The sequence below is a fragment of the Pseudomonas sp. GW822-FHT06D10 genome (genome assembly GCF_058799535.1).
In genome coordinates, this window is sequence record NZ_JBXALN010000002.1 from 188,406 (window position 1) to 207,858 (window position 19,453).

The window sequence follows — 19,453 nt, forward strand, 5'->3', positions numbered from 1 at the left end:
CTTGAATGGCGGATTCGTCATGAATCCGCCCTTCAACTGGTGGGTTAGAGAATATTGAACGGGATGGTGGTAACCAGTCGGAATTCATTGATGTTGCCGTCGGCCTGGTTCTCGCTGGCGCGGTGCGTGGTGTAGGTGGCACGGATCGCGGTGGCTTTCAGAGGGCCGCTCTGTACGGCGTAGGAAGCACCGATGCCGTATTCGTAGTGGTGCTCGCCGTCCATGGTGCGTACGCCATAGACCGTACCGTCTGCCTTGACGCCGCTGTAGGCGGTGCCGTTGTAGTGGGTACCGTCGATGCCCCAGCCACGGGCCTGATAAATGTTGAACTTGAGGCCGGGCACGCCGTACTCGGCCATGTTCAGGCCGTAGGCGATCTGGAAGGATTTCTCGTTCGGGCCGTTGAAGTCCGAGAGCAGGGAGTTAGCCAGGTAGATGCCGTTGGTTTCGTGCAGGTAGTCGAAGTACTCGTTACCGTTAATTTCCTGGTACGAGAAGGTCAGGCTGTGGGCCTGGTGGGTCAGCCCGAGCGACAGCGAGTAGGTGTCGTTGTCGATCTCGCCCATCTTCTTCTTGCCGGTATCGACGGTCTTGTAATAGTTCAGGCCGGTGGTCAGGCTCAGCACCGAGCTGTCGCCCAGCTCGTGGGTGGCGCCGAAGTAGTACTGGTTCCAGAAGTCTTCCACCTTGGAGGCGTAGAGGCTGGTCTTCAGGCTTTTCAGCGGCTGATAGTTGGCGCCGACCAGGCTTACGCGATCGGTCTCGGCACCGTTGCTGTTGTACTCGGAGCTGAACTTGGACAGGCTCTGTTCGGTCCGTGGCGATACCCGGTCGAAGCTGCCGGCGTCGAACGACAGGTTGTTGAACTCTTCGCTGTGGATGCTCACCCCTTCAAAGCTCGAAGGCAGCGGACGGTTGCCGATGACGTCGACGATCGGCGTGCTGAAGTTCTGCCGGCCGGCGGTCAGGGTGGTGTTGGACACGCGGAACTTGACGTTGGCCAGGCCCAGCTTGCTCCACTGGCCCACGGCGTCGCCGTCGGAGTGGGTCAGGGTGCGGTTGTTCTTGCCGGCGATGTCCTTGCGGTCACGATCCAGAGCAATAGCGTTGTAGGCGGCGACTTCCGTGCTGACGCCCACGGTGCCTTCAGTGAAACCCGAGGTGTAGTTGAGGATGGTGCCCTGGACCCAGTTGATACGTCGCGGGGTCGAGGTCTCTACACCATTGTGGTTGTACGAAAAACGGTCGTTACGACGTTTCAGCTCGTTGGCGTACCAGTTGCGCGTGGTACCCGACAGGCTCTGCCCTTCGATAAAACCCTTGGTCTCAGCCTGGGCACTGGTGGCGTTCAGTTCAGTCGGGACGAAGTCCTGGCTGACGTTCTCCGCATAGGCCGAGGCGGTGATGCTACTGATAGCCAAGGCTAGCAATGCGCTGCTGCTCAGTTTCATGGGTGAAGCTCCTTTGTTTTCTTTTTTAAATGCCGGTTTTTTTGGGCCGGCTGGTTTTTGGAACTCATTCACAGCATCGCAAACGTTTGCATGTGGCTTGATCGCCGAATTCAGGCAAAGCGTCTGCGTGAGGGCGAAAATCGCCCCCAGGGTTTTGGCTCATCGGTTATGGGGCTAGGCTGACACCCGAAAAGGAGTTGCGGCCGAAAGGACTGACCTTGAAACCTTCGACTTTCGCGCTCAGCGGCTGGTTGATCGTCGAGTGGGCCACGGGTGTGATAGGGACCTGTTGCTTGAGCAGTTGCTGGGCCTGTTTGTACAGCAGGCTGCGCTGTTCACGGTCGGTGACGACCTTGGCCTGCTTGATCAGCTTGTCGTACTGCGGGTTGCACCACATGGAGTAGTTGTTGCCGCCAATGGCGTCGCAGCTGTACAGCGTGCCCAGCCAGTTGTCCGGGTCACCGTTGTCGCCGGTCCAGCCGATCAGGCTGATGTCGTGTTCGCCGTTCTTGGTGCGCTTGATGTACTCGCCCCACTCGTAGCTGACGATCTTCACCTTGAGGCCGATCTTCGCCCAGTCGGACTGCAGCATCTCGGCCATCAGCTTGGCGTTGGGGTTGTAGGGGCGTTGTACCGGCATGGCCCAGAGGGTGATTTGCGTGCCTTCCTTGACCCCGGCGGCCTTGAGCAGCTCCCGGGCTTTTTCCGGGTTGTAGGCGGCGTCCTTGATGGTTTCGTCATAGGACCACTGGGTCGGTGGCATGGCGTTGACTGCCAGCTGTCCGGCCCCCTGGTACACGGCGTTTAGGATGCTTGGCTTGTTCACCGCCATGTCCAGCGCCTGGCGCACTTCGAGCTGGTCGAAGGGTTTGTGCTGCACGTTGTAGGCGATGTAGCCCAGATTGAACCCGGGCTTTTCGATGACTTGCAGTTTCGGGTCGTTTTTCAGCGTGTCGATATCGGCGGGGCGCGGATGCAGGGTCACCTGGCATTCGCCGGCCCGCAGCTTTTGTACCCGTACCGAGGCGTCGGTGTTGATGGCGAAGATCAGCCGGTCGAGCTTGACCCGGCTTGGGTCCCAGTAGTGCGGGTTGGCGCTGTAGCGGATCTGCGAGTCTTTCTGATAACGCTGGAACACGAAGGGCCCGGTGCCGATGGGTTTCTGGTTGATCTGGCTCGGGGTGCCGGCCTGGAGCAGTTGCTCGGCGTATTCGGCGGAAAGGATCGCGGCGAAGCTCATGGCCAGGTTCTGGATGAAGGCCGCGTCCACGGTATTGAGGGTCATGACTACGGTCAGCGGGTCGGTCTTTTCGACCCGGGCGATGTTCTTGTTCAGGCTCATGCCGTTGAAGTAGGGAAACTCCGTCGGGTAAGCCTTGCGGAACGGATGTTCGGCGTCGAGCATGCGGTTGAAGGTGAACAGTACGTCGTCGGCGTTGAGGTCTCGGCTCGGCTTGAAATAGGGCGTGCTATGGAACTTCACCCCTTCGCGCAGGTGAAAGCTGTAGGTGAGGCCGTCCTCGGAAATGTCCCAGCTCTTGGCCAGCGCTGGCAGCACGTTGGTGGCGCCTCTTTCGAACTCCACCAGGCGGTTGTACAGCGGCTCGGCGGCATCGTTGTCGGTAGCAGTGGTGTATTGGGCGGTGTCAAAGCCCGCCGGGCTGCCTTCGGAACAGAACACCAAACTGCGTTCGGCAGCGGTGCCGAACGAACTGGCGACCAACAGGCCGCTGCCCAGCAGGGCCGGGAAAATCCAGGAATGACGCATGACCGTACTTCTCCATTTTTGTTGTGATGAACAATGGGCCATGACTCCTTCCTGGAGCCTGTACAGGCCATTGATGCCAAACCACTACGTGCGGCAGGTGCCCGTTGGCAGACGCAGCTTCGCCTTGCACCGACCTTGAGAGTCGAGGGCCGGGCGGTAACTGCGTCGAACCTGAAATACCTGTAGGAATCGGCTCTGAATTCGCAAGACAGTGCGCCAGTGGCGGGTCGTTGCGCAGTAGAGACCGAGCTCCAGCGGGCCGGGCTGGTAAAGCAACGGCGACGTCATGGACGTCGCCGTTGCAGAACCTTATTTGCCGATGCTGACGCCGTAGAAGGAGTTCAAGCCAAAGGGGCTGATTTTGAAATCCTGCACGTTGGCGCGCATGGGTTGGAACACCGTCGAGTGAGCGATAGGTGTCATCGGTACTGCATCTTTGAGGATGTGTTGCGCCTGCTTGTACAGCTCGGTGCGCTTGGCTACATCAGAGGTAGCCTTGGCTTGCTTGATCAGGGCGTCGTAAGGCTTGTCGCACCATTTCGAGAAGTTGTTGCCGTTCATTGCATCGCAACCGAACAGGGTGCCGAGCCAGTTGTCGGGGTCACCATTGTCGCCGCTCCAGCCGATGATCATCGCCTGGTTCTCGCCGCCCTTGGAGCGCTTGATGTACTCGCCCCACTCGTAGCTGACGATGTTCACTTTCAGGCCGATCTTCGCCCAGTCCGACTGCAGCATTTCGGCCATCAGCTTGGCGTTGGGGTTGTAGGGACGCTGTACCGGCATGGCCCACAGGGTGATCTGGGTGCCTTCCTTGATGCCGGCTTCCTTGAGCAGCTCCTTGGCTTTCTCGGGGTCGTACTTGGCGTCCTTGATGGTGGTGTCATAGGACCACTGGGTAGGAGGCATGGCGTTGACCGCCAGCTGGCCGGCGCCCTGGTACACCGAATCGATGATCTGCGGCTTGTTCACCGCCATGTCCAGCGCCTGGCGCACCTTGAGGTCGGCCAGCGGGTTGGCATCGGTACGGCCCTTGAGGACCGGCATCACGTTGTAGGCGATGTAGCCGAGGTTGAAGCCTGCCTGCTCAGGCATCTTCAGGGTCTTGTCTTCCTTGAGGGCCTTGAGGTCGGCCGGACGCGGGAAGAGGGTGACCTGGCATTCGTTCTTCTTCAGCTTCTGGATACGCACCGAGGGGTCGGTGGTGATGGCGAAGATCAGGTTGTCGATCTTCACGTCTTCAGGCTTCCAGTAGTCCTTGTTGCCGGTGTAGCGGATGTTCGAGTCTTTCTGGTAGCTCTTGAACACGAAGGGGCCAGTGCCGATCGGCTTCTGGTTGATGTCGCTGGCCTTGCCTTCCTTGAGCAGCTTGTCGGCGTATTCGGCGGACTGGATCGAGGCGAAGCTCATGGCCAGGTTCTGGATGAAGGCTGCGTCCACGGTCTTGAGGGTGAACTTGACGGTCTTGTCGTCGACTTTCTCGACCTTGGTGATGTTGGTGTCCATCCCCATGTCGGTGAAATACGGGAATTCGGTGGGGTAGGCCTTACGGAACGGCATGTCCTTGTCGATCATGCGGTTGAAGGTGAACAGCACGTCGTCGGCGTTGAAAGTACGGGTCGGGGTGAAGTACGGCGTGGTGTGGAACTTGACGCCTTCGCGTAGGTGGAAGGTGTAGGTCAGACCGTCGTCCGAGATGTCCCAACTGGTGGCCAGGCCCGGAATGACCGCGGTGCCGCCACGTTCGAACTGGCTGAGGCGGTTGTAGAGGGTTTCGGCTGAGGCGTCGAAGTCGGTTCCGGTGGTGTACTGGCCAGGGTCGAAACCGGCCGGGCTCCCTTCAGAGCAGAACACCAGGTTAGTCGCCGCTTGGGCGAAGGGTGCGCTGGCGAGCAAGCCGGCGCTGACTAATAACGGAAGGACTGCTTTCTTGAACATGGTGGCCTCATGATTTGTTGTCATTTTTGGTGTAGAGGGCGACCTTGTGAGTCGACCCGCCGATACTTATGCAGCCCTCATACCCAATGCAAGATGCAGGGCTGCCACAAGTCTCAAAGAGTGGAACGAACGTACAGGAATGACGCATTTGTATAAATCTTGACGCATTTGATCGTTTGCGCCGGTGTTTTGTGGTGCATGCGCTGCCTTTTCACGGGGCAATCGAAGCCCATTGCGCCCACTCTTGGTGCGGTGCTGGCTGGTGTGCCGGGTGATGCTTGGCCCAGGCGCCCGGCCTTGTCTGACCGGATGGAAGTGGGCGGCTGGGTGAGGGAGGCCGTGGAGAACGGATGCCCGCAATTTTGCTGGCGATGGCGCGTGCTCGGCACATCGTCGCAGGTGCTGAATTCGGGGCTCGCAGTGAGGTTGTCACTGTGGAGGTCGCTGCGGGTTTGTGACGGCGTAGTGCCGCGGATCAGACCAGTTGTCTGCCAAACCTGGAGCGGAAAGGTCTTATCCATGCAAACCTCATTTTTTCTTTTTCTAGGGCATATCTGAGGATTGGCCTTGTGGGCCATGGAAACTCGCCGTCTTATGGGGAGTGGATGCAGCCCCATAGACCCTGTGCAGCGACGGCGATCGCTTTGTTGTGTTGTTGATAGTCGATTCGCCGATGCCGAAATTAAGTCATGCTGAAATCGTGGTCAACGAAAATTAAGCGTGACTAACATTTCTCCTTGTGCACAGGTTTGTCCCAGGGGTTCGACTGACGGCCGTACGCTGGGCTCAGGCCGCGGAATGGTCGTCGAACAGGCCCATGGTGGTGACGGTCAGGACTTCTGCCGGGCCATTGCCGACGTTGGCCAGGCAATGAGTCTTGGTGGCGTCGAAGTGCACCGAGTCACCGGCACTCAGGGGATATTGACTGCCCTCGATGGTGTAGACGATCTGTCCTGAAAGCACGTAGGAGAACTCCGAGCCGTCATGGGAAATCAGCTCGGACTGGTAGCCCACCGGTATGTTCATCTTGACCGCGTTGATCAGGTTTCCGGGAAAGGAGCTGGACAGGCGCTCGTAGGCCAGTGGCTGGCCTTCGATGGTGTAGCGCACCCGCTTGCCGTCGTGGGAGTCGGGTTGCGCCTGGATCGGCTGGTCGAACAGGGCGTTCAGCGGAACGTTCAGAGACTTGGCGATATTGACCAGGGAAGAGATCGATACACCCGTGAGATTACGCTCTGCCTGGGAGAGGAAGCTGGCGGTCAGACCGGATTCGCTGGCGATCTGGCGCAGGGTTTTCTTGGCGGCGCGGCGATAGCGACGCAGGCGTTCGCCGATGCGATCTGCGGTCATTGAAGAGACTCTTATAGGAAAGAAGCAGTATACCCGGCGGACGTCAGCAACATCTGAGCCGCTGCGTACCGGGGGGTATAACTCTAACACCACAGAGCCGGGTTCCCCCGGGTCCGGGTTGAAATAGCCGGTAACGAAAAACGGCGATAACCTTGATGCCGAAGGTTATCGCCGTTGGAAGACGCAGGGAAAAGGTCAGGGCATCAGCACTTCGATGGCGCCGTCGGCGGTCATGCTGACCTGGCTGGTGCCGGCCTCGACTTCTGGTGTCACTGGGGCCGAATCCATGCTGGCGGCCTTCATCATCATCGGCGCGCGCATGTAAGGCTGTGGATAACCATTGCTGTTGAGGTTCAGGTTGACGATCTTGTAGCCCTTGCCGCCCAGAGCCTCGGTGGCCAGTTGCGCACGAGCCTTGAAGGCCTTGACCGCATCCTTGAGCAACGCGTCTTCGCTGGCCTTGCGGGTCGGGTCGGCGATGGCGAAGTCCATGCCACCCATCTTCAGGTCGCCCAGCAGTTCACCGGTGAGCTTGGACAGCGCGGCGAAGTCGGAGCTTTCCAGGCGCAGTTCGGCGCGCTCACGCCAGCCTGTGATCTTCTGGCCCTTGCCGTCGTAGATCGGGTAGCTGTTGCGGCTGCCCTGGCGCAGGGTCACGTCCTTGACCTGGCGCGCCTGGTCCAGGGCCTTGTTCATGGTGGTGGTGATTTCTGCGGCGAGCTTGGCCGGGTCGGTGTTCTGCGATTCGCTGTAGAGGGTCACGATCATCAGATCCCGAGCCACTTCCTGGCTGACTTCGGCGCGCAGGGAAATCTGGTTGTAGTGCAGTTCATCGGCGGCCAGGGCGGGCAGGCTGGTGAGGGTGCCGGCGCTGAGAGCGAGAAGGGCGACGCTGCGACTGAAATGCTGCATGAAAACTCCTTGAGTGCGGTCCGCAGGATAAGGTCAGAGCCTGGGTGAAACCTTCAGACTGTGGTTTTTATTCCTCGTTGCGGCCAATTACAACTTTGATACACATGATCGCCATGGATCGTCCGCGGCCGCTCAAGCCAGTGTGGCGCTTTGCCGCAGTTTTGCCTGTGCCGGGGGCTGCGTGGTTATACTCCCGGCGATTGCCCTGGAGCGCTCATCAGGAGAGCTCATGCTCGCCCCCGTAAAATTGCTGTCCGCAACCCGTCAGAACCTCTGGCGCCTGACCTTTATCCGTACCCTGGTGCTGGCCGCTCAGGCCGGTTCGGTGGGGCTCGCCTACTGGCTGGACCTGCTGCCGCTGCCCTGGTTGCAACTGGGCGTGACCCTGATGTTTTCCATGGTGTTGTGTGCTTTCACCGCGATCCGCCTGCGCACCTCGTGGCCGGTGACGGAGCTGGAGTACGCCCTGCAACTGGCCTGTGACCTGTTTATCCATAGTGTCCTGCTGTACTTCTCCGGTGGTTCCACCAACCCCTTCGTCTCCTATTACCTGGTGCCCCTGACCATCGCCGCGGTGACCTTGCCGTGGCGCTACTCGGTGGTCCTGTCGGGTATCGCCCTGACGCTCTATACCCTGTTGCTGGCGCGTTTCTACCCGTTGCAGACCTTCCCCATCGCCCGGGAGAACCTGCAGGTCTACGGCATGTGGCTGAGCTTTGCCCTGGCTGCGGCGGTGATCACCTTCTTCGCTGCACGCATGGCGGAAGAGCTGCGCCGCCAGGAAGAACTGCGGGCGATCCGGCGCGAAGAGGGGCTGCGCGACCAGCAATTGCTGGCAGTGGCGACCCAGGCCGCCGGCGCCGCCCACGAATTGGGCACGCCCCTGGCGACCATGAGCGTGCTGCTCAAGGAAATGCGCCAGGACCATCCCGACCCGCTGCTGCAGGATGACCTCGGCGTGCTCCAGGACCAGGTCAAGCTGTGCAAGGAAACCCTGCAGCAACTGGTGCGCGCGGCCGAGGCCAATCGCCGCCTGGCGGTGGACATGCAGGAAGTCACCCAGTGGCTGGACGAAGCCTTGAACCGTTGGCACCTGATGCGCCCGGAAGCCAGCTACCGTTTCCATCTGTTGGGCGAGGGGCCGGTGCCGCGCCTGGCGCCGCCGCCGGACCTGACCCAGGCCTTGCTCAACCTGCTGAACAATGCCGCCGATGCCTGCCCCGAAGGCCTGGAAGTACGCCTGGACTGGGACGCGGAAAACCTCACCATCAGTATTCGTGACCACGGTGCCGGAGTACCCTTGGCCATCGCCGAACAGATCGGCAAACCGTTTTTTACCACCAAGGGCAAAGGCTTCGGCCTGGGCCTGTTTTTGAGCAAGGCCAGCGTGACCCGCGCTGGAGGCTCAGTGAAACTCTACAGTCATGAGGAAGGCGGAACGCTCACCGAGCTGCGCCTGCCCCGTGCCGCCCGAGGAGACGACCATGAGTGAAGAGATCCAAGTCGAAGGCGAGGAACTGCCGCACCTGTTGCTGGTGGATGATGACGCCACCTTTACCCGCGTGATGGCCCGCGCCATGAGCCGCCGCGGTTTTCGCGTGAGCACCGCCGGTTCCGCCGAGGAGGGCCTGGTCATTGCCCAGCAGGACCTGCCGGACTACGCCGCGCTGGACTTGAAGATGGATGGCGACTCCGGGCTGGTGCTGTTGCCCAAGCTGCTGGAGCTGGACCCGGAGATGCGGGTGCTGATTCTCACCGGCTATTCGAGCATCGCCACCGCGGTGGAAGCGATCAAGCGTGGCGCCTGCAACTACCTGTGCAAGCCGGCGGATGCCGACGATGTACTGGCCGCGCTGCTCTCCGAACACGCCGATCTCGACACCCTGGTGCCGGAAAACCCGATGTCGGTGGATCGCTTGCAGTGGGAACACATCCAGCGTGTGTTGACCGAACACGAAGGCAACATCTCCGCCACTGCCCGGGCCCTGGGCATGCACCGCCGTACCTTGCAGCGCAAATTGCAGAAGCGTCCCGTGCGTCGCTGAACCGCGACTGAACGAATGTCCGCTGGGCGTCGTGAAAAAGCGAGCCGATCTACTATGATCGGCTCAACGCTTGCCCCTCTTCCTATCGAGCCTCAACGATGAATCAGAACGCTGAATACTCCGCGGTCAACGATGCCGTGCGCGGGCAATTCTTTCGCCGGGTCTGGGCCATGATCACGCCTTACTGGCGCAGTGAGGAAAAGGGCAAGGCCTGGCTGTTGCTGGTTGCGGTGATCGGCCTGTCGCTGTTCAGCGTGGCCATCTCGGTATGGATCAACAGCTGGTACAAGGACTTCTACAACGCCTTGCAGAAAAAGGACGAAGCGGCGTTCTGGCACCTGATCCTGTATTTCTGCGGGATTGCCGCGGTGGCGATCCTGGGGGCGGTGTACCGTCTGTACCTGACCCAGATGCTGACCATCCGCTGGCGGGCCTGGCTCACCGAGAAGCACTTTGCCCGCTGGCTGGGCCACAAGAACTACTACCAGTTGGAGCAGGGCGGCTACACCGACAACCCGGACCAGCGGATTTCCGAAGACCTCAACAGCTTTACCAGCAATACGCTGTCCCTGGGCCTGGGGCTGATCCGCAACATTGTCAGCCTGGTGTCCTTCTCGATCATCCTGTGGGGGGTGTCCGGCAGTATCGAGGTGTTCGGCTACACCATTCCCGGCTACATGTTCTGGTGCGCGCTGGTCTACGCCGCTGTCGGCAGCTGGCTGACCCACTTGATCGGGCGCCGCCTGATCGGCCTCAACAACCAGCAACAGCGCTTCGAAGCCGACCTGCGTTTTTCCATGGTGCGGGTACGGGAGAATGCCGAGAGCATTGCCCTGTATGACGGCGAGAAGAACGAGAACCAGCGTCTGAGCAGCCGTTTCGGCAAGGTCTGGCACAACTTCTGGGACATCATGAAGGTCTCCAAGCGCCTGACCTTCTTCACCGCCGGGTATGGCCAGATTGCGATCATTTTCCCCTTTATCGTGGCAGCCCCGCGGTACTTTTCCGGCAAGATCGAGCTGGGTGAGCTGATGCAGATCAACTCGGCATTCGGGAACGTTCAGGAGAACTTCAGCTGGTTCATCAGTGCGTATTCGGACCTGGCGGCCTGGCGCGCCACCTGTGATCGTCTGCTGAGTTTCCGCCAGGCCATGAGTGATAACGAAGAACGGCCCCCGGCTATCGACGTGCAGCATCAGGGCGAACAATTGTGCGTACGTGACCTGGGCCTGGACCTGGCCGATGGCCGGCATCTGCTGGCCGGCGCCGAAATGACCGTGAACCCAGGTGAGCGGCTCATGCTCAGCGGCCGTTCCGGCAGCGGCAAGAGTACCTTGCTGCGGGCCATGGGCCGGTTGTGGCCGGCCGGGCACGGGAGCATCCTGCTGCCGAACCAGCGTTACCTGTTCCTGCCGCAAAAGCCCTATCTGCCCATTGGCAGCCTGCGCGAAGCCTTGAGTTATCCACAGTCTGGCGACAGCTATCCCCAGGAGCGTTATGCACAGGTCCTGGAAACCTGCCGCTTGCCCCATCTGGTGGCGCGCCTGGACGAGAGCAATCACTGGCAGCGCATGTTGTCGCCGGGCGAGCAACAACGCCTGGCCTTTGCCCGGGCCTTGCTCTATGCACCGCAGTGGCTGTACATGGATGAGGCCACCTCGGCCATGGACGAAGAGGACGAAGCCACCTTGTATCAGGCGCTGATCGATCAGTTGCCGGGCCTGAGCATTGTCAGCGTCGGCCATCGCAGCAGCCTCAAGCGCTTCCATCCACGGCTCGTTCGTATCGAGCAGGGGCATCTGCAAGAGCAGACTCTCACGGCCTGACGGAGGGCCGAGCGCTAGCCTCAAGCCCAGCGCCATGCACCGCTGGTGCAAGGGTGCTGGGCCGTTTCGCGAGCGAGCCGTTCCTACAGGCCGCGATCAGCCCTGGTGCAGGATCGAACGGTCCACACGTACGGCCAACTGGCCGCCGCCCGGCTTCGCGTTGAAGGCCACATTGCCGTGTTCATCCACGCTGGCTCGGGCGATCGGGGCGCCGTTGAGCAGCAGCTCCAGTGGAGCATCCTTGAGAGACTGGCCGGAGGCCAGTTGCAGTTTCAGGTTGATAGCCATGGTGATCTCCTTATCAGGCGTTGCTGTCGATGAAGTGGCTGGCGTTCTTGTCGATGGAGCCGACCAGCTCCGGTGAGCCCCCACGGAACTGGCGGAACACATTGCGCCCGGTGGCGCTGCTGTTGCTGGTACCGGCCGGAATGCTCAGGGTAGGCTGGAAGCTGTCGCTCAGTTCCACATAGGCCGACCAGGGGCCGATGTAGGACTCGTTCAACCCGTTGGTTTCGCTGAGGGCGTAGCGCACCGCGTGGCCTGGCAGCCAGTTGGGTTCGCTGGGGCTGTGGCTCTGCCAGCCATCGGCGAGGATCACCGGAACCGCGCTGGGGGTTTCCAGGTAGCCGGCCGGCTTGTTCGGGCTGTAGTTCTGCAGCAGCAGGTAGGTGCTCCAGCCCCACCAGTTGTCGATGGTCTTGCTGTCATTGAGGTTGTTGACGTCGCTGCGGCGCAGGACCTTGTCGCCACTCATCACGAACAGTGGCGAGAAGTTGCCGGTTTTCGCGGCATTCAGGTCCGGCAGGGTTTTCAGGGCTGCGTAGCTGGCGGGTGCGGGGAGGTTGCCGCTGAGGTAGCTGGCGAAGATTTCGTCTGCCGAACTCTGCACTGCCATCTTCACCTGCTGGCGATTGCGATGGTCGACGCTGTCGAAGTAGCGCTTGTCGCCATACGCGTGCCAGCGATCGCCCTGGGCATTGCTGACATTCAGGCCGAACTTGCTGTCCTCGTCATGCATGAAGCGGGTAATCAGCGAACCCAGGTCGCTGGGGGTGACGACTGCCGCCACCTGTTTGCGCGGCACCCGTACGTGGCCGGAGGAAAACAGATCGGTGAGGAAATGGTCGGCGAAGGCGTTCATTGCGTAAGCCAGTTCCAGCTGCTTGTCGTCCGCGCTCTTGCCCGCCAGTACCGCTTGCTGCAGCGCAGCGGTATGCCCTGCGGTGTAGGCAGCCAGGGCCCACTCGCCGAAGTGATCGGCGTTGTTGGCCGCCAGCTTCAGGTAGCGCCCCAGGGGGAACAGGGCGGATACCACGCTGCCGCCGCCGGTAATCTTGTTCCACTCCTCGGACAGGGTGTCGCCCAGGGCGTCATAGGCTTCATGGGGCTGCTTGCCGTCGCGGATCGCCTGGTTGGCGGCGACGATTTCCTTTTGCATCACTGCAAGGATCTGCCGGGCTTCGTCTTTCGCGGCCGGCAGTACCGCAAGGGAGTTGAACGCCGCGATAAAGCGCTGCACTCGATCACTGGGGGTTGCGCCTTCGCAGATCGGCTGCTCGGGAATGCCATAGAAGTCGCCCCCCAGGGCCACCACCTGGCCGTAGGTCAGCGCCAGGCCGTTAGGCAGGTGCAGTTCGACCTGCCACGCCGGGATGGCCGGTGCATCCTTGACGAAGCGCAGCAGAGTGCTGTCGCCGATGGCTGTGTGTTCGCCGCCCTCGAAACGCAGCTGTGGCTGGCCCTTGGTGGCTTTTTGTGCAGAACGAGGCAGGTCTTCCGGGCGGTGGTACTTGATGGTGTGGTGGCCATCGGCGACCAGTACCAGGGTGTCGCCATCGCCGGAAATGGCGATGCCTGGTTCACTGAACAGGCGGTCCAGGTCGGCGACGATCTTGCCCGCGTGTTGTGGCTGTTGCTGCTTCTGTGCAGAGAGTCCTGACATTTCTAGCTCCTTGATATGTCATGGGGATATTTCCTTATTTAACTGTATGCATATACAGTTAAATCGAGCATAGAGGAAAACGTTTTCCCGTCAAGAAGCGAATGCACCGCTGCAGCATTTTTTCTTTCGCCCCGCAATGGAGTCGCGGGCTGGGTACTGCGTGGGGCAGGCAGATCCCATGGAAGCGAGGCTCCAGACGCCAGCGTGCGGATTGAATTATCATTAGCGCCCTAACGACAGGCTCAAGGTCCACCCGCCCATGCTGGCTATTTTTCTCGAAACCCTGACGATCACGGCGCCGGTCTTTGCCATGTTGCTGCTCGGCCTGTTGCTCAAGCGGGTGGAATGGATCGACGACAACTTCATTCATACGGCCTCGGCCCTGGTGTTCAACGTCACCATGCCGGCGCTGCTGTTTCTCGGTATTGTCCATGCCGACCTGCATTCATCGTTGAAACCCGGGGTGCTGATCTATTTCTCCTTGGCCACCCTGGCGTGCTTTGGCCTGGCCTGGGGCTGGGCGATCTGGCGTTGCCCCAAGGCCGACCGCGGGATCTATACCCAGGGCGCGTTTCGCGGCAATAACGCAATCATCGGCCTGGCCCTGGCAGCCAGCATGTACGGCGATTACGGAATTTCCCTGGGCGCAGTGCTCGCAGCCCTGGTGATCCTGTTCTACAACACCCTCTCGACCATCGTCCTGGCGGTCTACAGCCCGGTGATCAAGTCCGATCCCTGGAGCATCTTCAAGAGCGTTGTCAGCAACCCGCTGATTGTCAGTGTGCTGGTGGCCGCACCGTTCGCCTACTGGCAGATCGGCATTCCCAACTGGCTGGAAACTTCGGGGCGCTACCTGGCGCAGATGACCCTGCCCCTGGCGCTGATCTGCATTGGCGGCACCTTGTCCCTGGCAGCCTTGCGCAACAGCGGCGAGCTGGCGATGAGCTCCAGTTTGCTGAAGATGGTCAGCCTGCCGGCCCTGGCGACCCTGGGGGCCTGGCTGTGCGGGTTTCGCGGGGCGGAGTTGGGGATCCTGTTCCTGTACTTTGGCAGCCCCACCGCGGCGGCCAGTTTTGTCATGGCCCGGGCGGCCAATGGCAACCACGAACTGGCGGCGGCGATCATCGTCATCACCACGGTGATGGCGGCGGTGACCACCAATATCGGGATTTTCCTGTTGCAGTGGGGTGGGTGGATCTAGGCTTTGCCGCGAGCCGGCTCCTGCACGGCTATTGCGTAGGAGCCGGCAGCAGGTTCACTGCGGTTGCTGATAGGTGTCTATCACTTCCTGGGCCGCGCGAAACGCATCGATGGCCGCCGGCACTCCGGCATACACCGCGCAATGCAGCAGCGCTTCACGAATCTCTTCGACACTGCAGCCGTTGTTCAGTGCGCCGCGCACGTGGCCCTTGAGTTCCTGTGGGCACTTGAGTGCGGTCAGGGTCGCCAGGGTGATCAGGCTGCGGGTCTTGAGCGGCAGGCCCTCACGGTTCCATACACCGCCCCAGGCATGCTCGTTGACGAAGTCCTGCAAGGGCTGGGTGAATTCGGTGGCGTTGCCCAGGGCGCGATCGACGAACGCATCGCCCATGACCTGGCGACGCATCTGCAACCCGCTTTTCTTGTTCTCGCTCATGGTGCTTCCTTCTTGTGTTGGCGGCGCCAGGCTCGCAGCGAACTGAACAGCAGGAACGCCACCAGCGCTGGCAGGACGAAAAACAGCATCAGGTGTTCCAGCTTGCCGGCCAGAGGCATGCCGGTGGTGAAGGACACCACATGCAGCCCGTAAGCCAGGTACAAGCCCAGAAACAGCAGGCCTTCGGCCCGGGTCACGCGGTATCCGGAATAGAACACCGGCAGGCACAGCACGGCCACGCCGAGCATGACCGGCAGGTCGAAGTCCAGGGCATTGGGCGAGACCGAAAGAGGTGTCGGTGCCACCAGGGCGGTGAAGCCCAGCACTCCCAGCAGGTTGAACAGGTTGCTGCCGATGATGTTGCCCACGGCAATCTCGCGCTGGCCGCGCAGGGCCGCCAGCAGCGAAGTGGCGAGTTGGGGCAGCGAGGTGCTGACGGCGATCACGGTCAGGCCCATGACCCGCTCGGAAAGCCCCAGGTCGTCGGCCACGGAGACGGCGGCGCCCAGCAGCAAGTGCCCGGCGAAGACCAGCAGGCCGAGGCCGAGCAGGACCATCAGCAGGCTGCTGATGCGCGGTGCCCAACTGCGCTGGCCGGCCGGTGCGGGTGAGTGGGGGCGGTGCGAATGGCGGGACTGGCGCAACAGCAGGCCCAGGTACAGCACCAGGGCTGCCAGCAGGATCAGGCCGTCGCTGGGGCTGAGTTGTTCGTTGTAGGCCAGCACGAACACCAGCAGGCTGGCGCCGATCATCAGCGGGATGTCCAGGCGCACCAGTTGCCGCGATACCCGCAGCGGGATGATCAGCGCGGACAGGCCGAGGGTCACCAGGATGTTGAAAATGCTGCTGCCGATCACGCTGCCCACGGCAATGTCGGTGTTGTCGGCCAGGGTCGCCTGCAGGCTGATGGCCATTTGTGGCGCGCTGCTGCTGAAGGCGACGATGCTCAGGCCGATGATCAGTGGGCGCATGTGCAGGCGTGCAGCCAGGCGGATGGCCGCGCGCACCAGCAGTTCGGCGCCGGCGATCAGCATCACCAGGCCGCTGATGAGCTGGATCAGGCTGAGCAGGGGCAGTTCGGCAAAAGCGGTAATGGCGTGGGCTCCCGGGGTCAGTCGCTGAGGGCTTGGACGCGGACTTTGGCAGTTCCGCTGCGCAGCATGTCCAGTTGTTGGGCGGCGGCGCGGGACAGGTCGATCAGGCGGCCTCGGGTGTGCGGGCCTCGGTCGTTGATACGTACCACGACGCTCTTGTCGTTGCCCAGGTTGGTGACCTGTACCCGGGTGCCGAATGGCAGTTCGCGGTGGGCGGCGGTCAGGCCGTTCTGGTCGAAGGGCTCGCCACTGGCAGTGCGATTGCCGTGGTGCCGAGCGCCGTAATAGGAGGCGGTGCCGGTTGCGTCATAACCCCGGGGGTCGATGACGTGGCTGGTGGCGCAGCCAGTGAGCAGAGCGAGCAGGGCGCTAGTGGCAACCAGACGCTTCATTCGGGAGCTCCGATGGTTGATGTGGCGAGGGAGCGTACTCCCGCTGGTCTGTCTGGCAGACCGCAAGCCGACGGCGATGTTCCTTGCTGGAGCGGCGCCGGCCGGTTTGCAGTCGCTGTCGGACCGAGCGGGAGCACGCTCCCACGTCACGCGCAAGCGGCCGGGGCCGCTTGCGGTTAAACCCCGATCAGCCCTCGAGCTTGCTCTTCAGCAGCTCGTTGACCTGTTGCGGGTTGGCCTTGCCTTTGGATGCTTTCATCGCCTGGCCGACGAAGAAGCCGAACATCTTGCCGCGCTTGGCCTCATCGGCGGCACGGTACTGTTCGACCTGTTCGGCGTTGGCTGCGAGCATCTCATCGAGCACCGCAGAGATCGCGCCGCTGTCGGTGACTTGCTTGAGGCCACGCTTGTCGATGATCTCGTCGGCATTGCCCTCGCCATTGGCCATGGCTTCGAACACGGTCTTGGCGATCTTGCCGGAGATGGTGTTGTCCTTGATCCGCAACAGCATGCCGCCCAGTTGTTCGGCCGAGACCGGGGCTTCGTCGATTTCCAGGCCCTGCTTGTTCAGCAGGCTGCCCAGCTCGACCATGACCCAGTTGGCGGCGAGCTTGGCGTCACCGGCGATGCTGGCGACCTTCTCGAAGTAGTCCGCCTGCTCACGGCTGGTGGCCAGCACGCTGGCGTCGTAGACCGACAGGCCGAACTGCTCCTGGAAGCGTTCGCGTTTCTGTGGTGGCAGTTCCGGCAGGGTGGCACGTACCTGATCGAGGAAGGAATCCTCGATGACCACGGGCAGCAGGTCCGGGTCGGGGAAGTAACGGTAGTCGTTGGCTTCTTCCTTGCTGCGCATCGGACGGGTTTCGTCCTTGTTCGGGTCGTACAGGCGGGTCTGCTGGATCACCTTGCCGCCGTCCTCGATCAGCTCGATCTGGCGACGGATCTCGGAGTTGATGGCTTTCTCGATGAAGCGGAACGAGTTGACGTTCTTGATCTCGCAGCGGGTGCCGAACTCGACCTGGCCCTTGGGGCGGATCGAGACGTTGCAGTCGCAACGCAGGGAGCCCTCGGCCATGTTGCCGTCGCAGATGCCCAGGTAGCGCACCAGGGCGTGGATCGACTTGACGTAGGCCACGGCTTCCTTGGCGCTGCGCATGTCAGGCTCGGAAACGATTTCCAGCAGCGGCGTGCCGGCACGGTTCAGGTCGATGCCGGTGGCGCCGTTGAATTCTTCGTGCAGGCTCTTGCCGGCGTCTTCTTCCAGGTGCGCGCGGGTGATGCCGACGCGTTTCATGGTGCCGTCTTCCAGGGGGATGTCCAGGTGGCCCTTGCCGACGATCGGCAGTTCCATCTGGCTGATCTGGTAGCCCTTGGGCAGGTCGGGGTAGAAGTAGTTCTTGCGGGCGAACACGTTGTGCTGGCCGATCTCGGCGTCTACCGCGAGGCCGAACATCACCGCCATGCGCACCGCTTCCTGGTTCAGCACTGGCAGCACGCCGGGCATGCCCAGGTCGATCAGGCTGGCCTGGGTGTTGGGCTCGGCACCGAAGGCGGTGGAGCTACCGGAGAAAATCTTCGATTGAGTGGTGAGCTGGGTATGAATCTCCAGCCCGATCACGACTTCCCATTGCATGTGTGTCTCCTCAGAAGCCGGTTGGGGTGCGGGTGTGCCAGTCAGTGTTCAACTGATACTGGTGCGCAACGTTGAGCAAGCGGCCTTCCTGGAAATACGGAGCGAGCAGTTGCACGCCGACCGGCAAGCCGTCGACGAAACCGGCCGGCATCGACAGGCCCGGCAGGCCCGCGAGGTTGGCGGTGATGGTGTAGACGTCTTCCAGGTATGCAGCGACCGGGTCGCTGCTCTTGGCGCCGAGCTTCCAGGCCGGGTTGGGCGTGGTCGGGCCGAGGATGATGTCGACTTCGTTGAACGCGCTCATGAAGTCGTTCTTCACCAGGCGGCGGATTTTCTGCGCCTTGAGGTAGTAGGCATCGTAGTAGCCGGCGGACAGTGCGTAGGCACCGACCATGATCCGGCGCTGCACTTCGCTGCCGAAGCCTTCGCCGCGGGAGCGCTTGTACAGGTCTTCCAGGTTTTCCGGGTTCTCGCAACGGTAGCCGAAGCGCACGCCGTCGAACCGCGACAGGTTGGAAGAGGCTTCCGCCGGGGCGATCACGTAGTACGCGGGGATGGCGTGCTGCATGTTCGGCAGGCTGATTTCCTTGATCACCGCACCGAGCTTTTCCAGCTCCTTGATGCTGTTGTGGATCAGCTCGGCGATGCGCGGGTCCAGGCCGGCGCTGAAGTATTCCTTCGGCACGCCGATGCGCAGCCCCTGCAGCGAGCTGTTGAGGCCGGCGCTGTAGTCCGGCACCGGTTCATCGATGCTGGTGGAGTCGTTCGGGTCGAAGCCGGCCATGCCTTGCAGCAGGATCGCGCAGTCTTCGGCGGTGCGCGCCAGCGGGCCACCCTGATCGAGGCTGGAAGCGTAGGCGATCATGCCCCAACGGGAAACGCGACCATAGGTCGGCTTCAGGCCGGTGAGGTTGGTGAAGGCGGCGGGCTGGCGGATCGAGCCGCCGGTGTCGGTAGCCGTGGCGGCTGGCAGCAGGCGCGCAGCGACCGCGGCGGCGGAACCACCGGACGAACCGCCGGGTACGTGCGCCAGGTTCCACGGGTTTTTCACCGCGCCGTACCAGCTCGACTCGTTGGCCGAGCCCATGGCGAATTCGTCCATGTTGGTCTTGCCCAGGGTCACGGCCCCGGCAGCGGCCAGCTTGGCGACCACGGTGGCGTCGTAGGGCGCCTTGAAGTTGTCGAGCATCTTCGAGCCGCAGCTGGTGCGGATGCCCTGGGTGCAGAACAGATCCTTGTGGGCGATTGGCGCGCCCAGCAGGGCACCGCTCTCACCATTGGCGCGACGCTCGTCCGCGGCCTTGGCCTGGGACAGTGCCAGGTCCTGGGTGAGGCTGATGAAGCTGTTGATCTGCGGATCCAGCTGGGCGATGCGCGCCAGCAGGGTCTGGGTCAGTTCTACAGAAGAGAATTTCTTGTCGGCGAGGCCGCGGGCAATCTCGGCCAGAGTCATGTGATGCATTGCAGGC

At 61.8% G+C, this 19,453-nt stretch carries 17 protein-coding genes; 4 read left to right on the forward strand and 13 right to left on the reverse strand.

Annotated elements, in window-relative coordinates; translation table 11 throughout:
• Window positions 1-44 precede the first annotated feature (44 nt).
• The 6 genes from AC1RL5_RS06395 to AC1RL5_RS06420 form a co-directional block, all read right to left on the reverse strand.
• Window positions 45-1,451 carry an OprD family porin gene (locus AC1RL5_RS06395; RefSeq protein WP_011059235.1) on the reverse strand — a complete coding sequence of 469 codons (1,407 nt, stop codon included), beginning with the start codon at window positions 1,449-1,451 and terminating at the stop codon, window positions 45-47.
• 166 nt (window positions 1,452-1,617) lie between these two features.
• Window positions 1,618-3,219, reverse strand: a complete 1,602-nt coding sequence (locus AC1RL5_RS06400) for an ABC transporter substrate-binding protein (RefSeq protein ID WP_103289878.1) — start codon at window positions 3,217-3,219, stop codon at window positions 1,618-1,620.
• A 309-nt stretch (window positions 3,220-3,528) separates the two neighbouring features.
• Window positions 3,529-5,154, reverse strand: a complete 1,626-nt coding sequence (locus AC1RL5_RS06405; RefSeq protein ID WP_011059237.1) for an ABC transporter substrate-binding protein — start codon at window positions 5,152-5,154, stop codon at window positions 3,529-3,531.
• Between the two features lie 113 nt (window positions 5,155-5,267).
• Window positions 5,268-5,675, reverse strand: coding sequence for a hypothetical protein (locus AC1RL5_RS06410; RefSeq protein WP_041751953.1), 408 nt, complete (start codon window positions 5,673-5,675; stop codon window positions 5,268-5,270).
• Window positions 5,676-5,940: 265 nt separating this feature from the next.
• Window positions 5,941-6,504 (reverse strand): helix-turn-helix domain-containing protein, encoded by a 564-nt coding sequence (locus AC1RL5_RS06415; protein ID WP_015634148.1) that lies wholly within the window; start codon window positions 6,502-6,504, stop codon window positions 5,941-5,943.
• Between the two features lie 195 nt (window positions 6,505-6,699).
• Window positions 6,700-7,416: an SIMPL domain-containing protein gene (locus AC1RL5_RS06420; protein ID WP_011059238.1), complete on the reverse strand. Its 717-nt coding sequence runs from the start codon at window positions 7,414-7,416 to the stop codon at window positions 6,700-6,702.
• 229 nt (window positions 7,417-7,645) lie between these two features.
• Here AC1RL5_RS06420 and AC1RL5_RS06425 point away from each other — a divergent pair, with 229 nt between their 5' ends.
• The 3 genes from AC1RL5_RS06425 (at window position 7,646) to AC1RL5_RS06435 (ending at window position 11,287) form a co-directional block, all read left to right on the forward strand.
• Entirely contained in the window at window positions 7,646-8,908 is a 1,263-nt protein-coding gene (locus AC1RL5_RS06425; RefSeq protein ID WP_011059239.1) for an ATP-binding protein, read from the forward strand.
• Window positions 8,901-9,461 (forward strand): response regulator transcription factor, encoded by a 561-nt coding sequence (locus AC1RL5_RS06430; RefSeq protein WP_011059240.1) that lies wholly within the window; start codon window positions 8,901-8,903, stop codon window positions 9,459-9,461. Before AC1RL5_RS06425 ends, AC1RL5_RS06430 begins: the two co-directional genes overlap by 8 nt.
• 98 nt (window positions 9,462-9,559) lie before the next feature.
• Window positions 9,560-11,287, forward strand: a complete 1,728-nt coding sequence (locus AC1RL5_RS06435) for an ABC transporter ATP-binding protein/permease (RefSeq protein ID WP_053156367.1) — start codon at window positions 9,560-9,562, stop codon at window positions 11,285-11,287.
• A 96-nt stretch (window positions 11,288-11,383) separates the two neighbouring features.
• Here AC1RL5_RS06435 and AC1RL5_RS06440 read toward each other — a convergent pair whose 3' ends face one another.
• Window positions 11,384-11,575, reverse strand: a complete 192-nt coding sequence (locus AC1RL5_RS06440) for a hypothetical protein (protein WP_072451278.1) — start codon at window positions 11,573-11,575, stop codon at window positions 11,384-11,386.
• Between the two features lie 13 nt (window positions 11,576-11,588).
• Window positions 11,589-13,229, reverse strand: coding sequence for a phospholipase (locus AC1RL5_RS06445; RefSeq protein ID WP_103407056.1), 1,641 nt, complete (start codon window positions 13,227-13,229; stop codon window positions 11,589-11,591).
• A 259-nt stretch (window positions 13,230-13,488) separates the two neighbouring features.
• Here AC1RL5_RS06445 and AC1RL5_RS06450 point away from each other — a divergent pair, with 259 nt between their 5' ends.
• Entirely contained in the window at window positions 13,489-14,430 is a 942-nt protein-coding gene (locus tag AC1RL5_RS06450) for an AEC family transporter (RefSeq protein WP_011059244.1), read from the forward strand.
• 54 nt (window positions 14,431-14,484) lie between these two features.
• Here AC1RL5_RS06450 and AC1RL5_RS06455 read toward each other — a convergent pair whose 3' ends face one another.
• The 5 genes from AC1RL5_RS06455 to gatA all read right to left on the reverse strand — a co-directional run bounded on the left by AC1RL5_RS06455 (window position 14,485) and on the right by gatA (window position 19,446).
• Window positions 14,485-14,865: a carboxymuconolactone decarboxylase family protein gene (locus AC1RL5_RS06455; RefSeq protein ID WP_011059245.1), complete on the reverse strand. Its 381-nt coding sequence runs from the start codon at window positions 14,863-14,865 to the stop codon at window positions 14,485-14,487.
• Window positions 14,862-15,926 carry a calcium/sodium antiporter gene (locus tag AC1RL5_RS06460; RefSeq protein ID WP_026020272.1) on the reverse strand — a complete coding sequence of 355 codons (1,065 nt, stop codon included), beginning with the start codon at window positions 15,924-15,926 and terminating at the stop codon, window positions 14,862-14,864. Before AC1RL5_RS06460 ends, AC1RL5_RS06455 begins: the two co-directional genes overlap by 4 nt.
• 50 nt (window positions 15,927-15,976) lie before the next feature.
• Window positions 15,977-16,351 (reverse strand): septal ring lytic transglycosylase RlpA family protein, encoded by a 375-nt coding sequence (locus AC1RL5_RS06465; protein WP_011059247.1) that lies wholly within the window; start codon window positions 16,349-16,351, stop codon window positions 15,977-15,979.
• Between the two features lie 187 nt (window positions 16,352-16,538).
• Complete coding sequence (gene gatB, locus AC1RL5_RS06470) at window positions 16,539-17,984, reverse strand: Asp-tRNA(Asn)/Glu-tRNA(Gln) amidotransferase subunit GatB (protein ID WP_011059248.1); 1,446 nt, start codon at window positions 17,982-17,984, stop codon at window positions 16,539-16,541.
• A 10-nt stretch (window positions 17,985-17,994) separates the two neighbouring features.
• On the reverse strand, window positions 17,995-19,446 hold the full coding sequence (gatA, locus tag AC1RL5_RS06475) for an Asp-tRNA(Asn)/Glu-tRNA(Gln) amidotransferase subunit GatA (protein ID WP_207239816.1): 1,452 nt from the start codon (window positions 19,444-19,446) through the stop codon (window positions 17,995-17,997).
• Window positions 19,447-19,453: the final 7 nt, after the last annotated feature.